5 protein-coding genes are annotated in these 3,727 nt (G+C 72.3%); 3 read left to right on the top strand and 2 right to left on the bottom strand.

Annotated elements, in window-relative coordinates:
- Positions 1-190, top strand: a 190-nt coding sequence (locus MXD58_RS22715) for a hypothetical protein (protein ID WP_250609884.1), incomplete at its 5' end; no start/stop codon positions are given.
- Positions 191-523: 333 nt separating this feature from the next.
- On the opposite strand, the gene MXD58_RS22710 is transcribed toward MXD58_RS22715, so the two are convergent.
- Both MXD58_RS22710 and MXD58_RS22705 read right to left on the bottom strand, forming a co-directional pair.
- Complete coding sequence (locus MXD58_RS22710; protein ID WP_518478631.1) at positions 524-1,267, bottom strand: Crp/Fnr family transcriptional regulator; 744 nt, start codon at positions 1,265-1,267, stop codon at positions 524-526.
- A 556-nt stretch (positions 1,268-1,823) separates the two neighbouring features.
- Positions 1,824-2,060: a hypothetical protein gene (locus MXD58_RS22705; protein ID WP_248818971.1), complete on the bottom strand. Its 237-nt coding sequence runs from the start codon at positions 2,058-2,060 to the stop codon at positions 1,824-1,826.
- Between the two features lie 155 nt (positions 2,061-2,215).
- Between MXD58_RS22705 and nth the strand changes: the two genes are divergently transcribed.
- Entirely contained in the window at positions 2,216-2,950 is a 735-nt protein-coding gene (gene nth, locus MXD58_RS22700; RefSeq protein WP_248838191.1) for an endonuclease III, read from the top strand.
- A 5-nt stretch (positions 2,951-2,955) separates the two neighbouring features.
- Positions 2,956-3,727: NUDIX hydrolase (locus MXD58_RS22695; RefSeq protein WP_250609883.1), on the top strand; the 772-nt coding region annotated here is incomplete at its 3' end.

Genomic DNA, 3,727 nt, shown 5'->3' with positions numbered 1-3,727 from the left:
ACGCGGCTTGACCCCGAACGGGTGCGGTGCGGCCGACGGCGGTGCGGCCGGGCCACACCGACCGGCCGCGGCGGAGGATCTGCAACGATCACGGCAGGTCGACGGCCGCGTGAGCGCGGACGCCTCGCACGGGACGGAGACCGCCGAAACAGTGAACACGTCGCTCGGATTCGCGGGCGCGGCCGGCTAGGCCGCGCCCGGCGATCTTGCCGGTGGGCGCGTCGTCTCTGTTGCGGGCCGGGGCCTGCTCAGCCGGTCGGGTTCTGTGGAGGGACCGGCGTCCGGATGCCCCTCGCCAGGTCGGCCGTCACACGACCTGGAGGCGGGCCGTCGCGGCATGCGACGACCCCCCCGCTGTCCCCGGCCCTCCTCGTCCAGGAGGGTCGGGAGCAGCCAGGCTGAATCAAGCGCGCACACAGGGCCCGCCGACGGTGCTCCGCCCGCCGGCCCCCGGAATGCGGGCTGATGGACGGAGCAGCGAGCCTTGCGGGCTCAGGCGCCAAGCAGCGCGAGCCGCGCGGGTCTATCGGGCCCGGCGGGACAGGCGTTCTCGGTCGAGCAGCACCACGGCGCGGGAGTCCAGGCGCAGCCAGCCGCGGGTGGCGAAGTCGGCGAGCGCCTTGTTCACCGTCTCCCGGGAGGCGCCGACGAGCTGGGCCAGCTCCTCCTGGGTCAGGCCGTGCTCGACCCGGACACCGGCGGCCTCGTTGCCGGGCTGCGCCGGCTCACCGAAGCGTTCCGCGAGGTCGAGCAGCGCCTTGGCCACCCGGCCGGGAACGTCGGTGAACACCATGTCCGCGACGTTGTCGTTGGTGCGACGCAGCCGGCGGGCCAGCACCCGCAGCAGCATCGCGCCCGCTTCAGGGCGGGAACGCAGCCATGGACGCAGTGCGGTGTGTTCGAGTGACAACAGTGAGGCGTCGGTGACGGCAGTGGCTGTGGCCGTGCGTGGGCCAGGGTCGAACAAGGAAAGCTCGCCAAACAGGTCACCGGGACCCATGACGGACAGCAGGTTCTCCCGTCCGTCGGCAGACTGACGCCCTATCTTCACCTTGCCGGACAGGACCACGAAGACCCGATCGCCGACGTCTCCCTCTCGGAACAGTACGTCACCACGAGTGACGTCCTGCCGATCGAGGTGGTCGGAGAGGGCCAGCCGGTCCTGCTCGGACAGCCCCACGAACAGCGGTACGCGGGCAAGCAGATCCTCCACGGTCCTGAGCATGCCAGGAGTGAGGGTGCAGGGCACGAGCAGGGACCCCCACACCTCAAATTACCCTGCCGGCATGCACTCACTGCAATCGACCGTACACATAATGCGAGATTTGCCGGTTGATCAGGCACTCTTGGATGACACATCCGGGTGTTTCCTGCCCGGTTCGGGACACCCGACCCGGGCAGACAGGTGCGCCGCCGCCCGGACGGGCCGACCTGCATCGGGCCGAACGTCCCGGTCGACACCGGGTCGATCGACCCCACCTCCGCCAAGCCCTCCGACGGGCGGGCCACCGGGCCATCCACCACGCGGGCGGCGGGGCGCGGACAACCGCGGATCACCCGAACCGCCGAAACGGGGTCCGCCAACAGGGTCCGCGCCGACCGCCGGGCGCCCCGACGGCACCGATGGCACACCTGGCGGCCAGATCACTCGAAGCCCATTCGAGCCTGGCACGAATGACCCAATATGTCCAGATCCATATGATATGGCGAGGTCGCCCGGCCTCCGGGCGCCTCCCGGTCCGACCACCCGACGACTCAGACCACCCGACGACTCAGACCACCCGACGACTCAGACCACCCGACGACTCAGACCACCCGACGACTCAGACCGCCCGGTGCTTGCCGGGTGGCGGTCGGCGCAGCCGGCGCCGGTATCGCTCCAGTGCCGCCGGCAGACCCTGGTTGGCCAGAGTGTCGACCTCGTCCGGCTGGGCGTTGTCCAGGAAGCCCTCTAGCCCCTTGCCCGTGTCGGCGGCGTTCAACGGACGTTCCACCCGTTCCATCGCCAGCAGAAGACCGAGAAGCAGGAGAGGAAAGCAGACCGCTGCAATGGCAAACATGACCCCCCCATGGTCGCTGACGATCGGCCGCGAGCCGCACCGGGGGTGGGTGTGTCGCGTTTCCGGTGGGCGGGAACGCACCTACGGCGGCCGCGGGCGGGCGTCGGCGGCCATGTCGGACCCGACCGATCGAGACGCCGGATACGCTGCCAGACATGCCCGCCGCCATCGACACCGCGACCGAGACGCCGCTCGCGCGGACCCGGCGGGCCCGGCGAATCGTGCGGCTGCTGGGCGAGATCCACCCTGACGCCCGCATCGCGTTGCACTTCGACAACGCCCTCGAGCTGCTGGTCGCCACGGTGCTCTCCGCCCAGTGCACCGACAAGAAGGTCAACGAGGTCACTCCCGGAGTCTTCGCGCGCTACCGGACGGCCGCCGACTACGCGCGCGCCGACCGGGTGCGGCTGGAGGAGATCCTGCGCCCAACCGGGTTCTTCCGGGCGAAGGCGAACTCGCTGATCGGCATCGGCGCGGCGCTCACCGAACGCTTCGGCGGCGAGGTGCCCCGCACTCTCGCCGAGCTGGTCACCCTGCCGGGTGTCGGCCGCAAGACCGCCAACGTCGTGCTCGGGCACGCGTTCGACACCCCCGGGATCACCGTCGACACCCATGTCGGCCGGCTGTCCCGCCGCTTCGGGCTGACCGGGCAGGACGACCCGGTCCGAGTCGAGGCGGATCTGGCCGCGCTGCTCGAGCGCCGGGACTGGACCATCGCGTCCGATCGGATGATCTTTCACGGCCGGCGCTACTGCCACGCGCGCCGGCCGGCCTGCGGCGTCTGCGCGCTGGCGCGACTGTGCCCCTCGTTCGGGCTGGGGCCCACGGAGGCGGAGCCGGCCGCCAGGCTGGTGCGGGGAACACAGGGCGACGTCGAAGCGCTGAAGTGACGAACATGTCCACACCAGCGTCGCCGTCCGAGCATCCGCCTCCCGCGGCGCCCCCTGACGCCCGGGCCGCGCCGCCCTGGCTGCGCGCGGTCGCCGCTCGGGCGGGTGCGGAACTCACCCGCACCCGGCCCGCTCCCGGGCCGGAGGCCGACGGAGCGCGCCCCGCCGCCGTGCTGGTCCTGTTCGGCGACGGGCCGGGCGGTCCCGACGTCCTGCTGCTCGAACGGTCCGCTGCGCTGCGCAGCCACGCCAGCCAGCCGGCGTTCCCCGGGGGCCGGGTGGACAGCTCGGACGCCAGCCACGTCGACACCGCGCTACGGGAGGCCACCGAGGAGGTCGGCCTCGACCCGGCGGGCGTCGAGGTGCTCGCCACCACCCCGCCGTTCTACCTGCGGGCGAGCCATCACCTCGTCACCGCGGTCCTCGCCTGGTGGCATACCCCGCGAGCGGTGGGTCCCGTCGACCAGGCGGAGACGTCCTCCGTCGCGCGGGTGCCGCTGGCCGAGCTCGCCGATCCGGCGAACCGGATCGTCGTGCGCTACTCGGCCGACCTGCTCACGCCGGCGTTCCGCGTGCACGGCATGGTCGTGTGGGGCTTCACCGCCGGCATCCTCGACGTGCTGCTGCGCCTCGGCGGCTGGGAGCAGCCGTGGACTCCGGCCCCGATCGTCAACTACCCGTTCCAACGCGAGTCGACCTCCGGGCCAGCGCCGGTGCCCGCGCCCGGCGAGGTGGCAGCGCGGCTGGCCGGCCCCAGCGGCGATCTCCAGGCGTTCG

Origin of the sequence: Frankia sp. AgKG'84/4 (genome assembly GCF_023242965.2) — a bacterium.
Taxonomy (GTDB): Bacteria; Actinomycetota; Actinomycetes; order Frankiales; family Frankiaceae; genus Frankia.
Note: the sequence above shows the minus strand (reverse complement) of the source record. Positions and strands in the feature narration are given on the sequence as shown.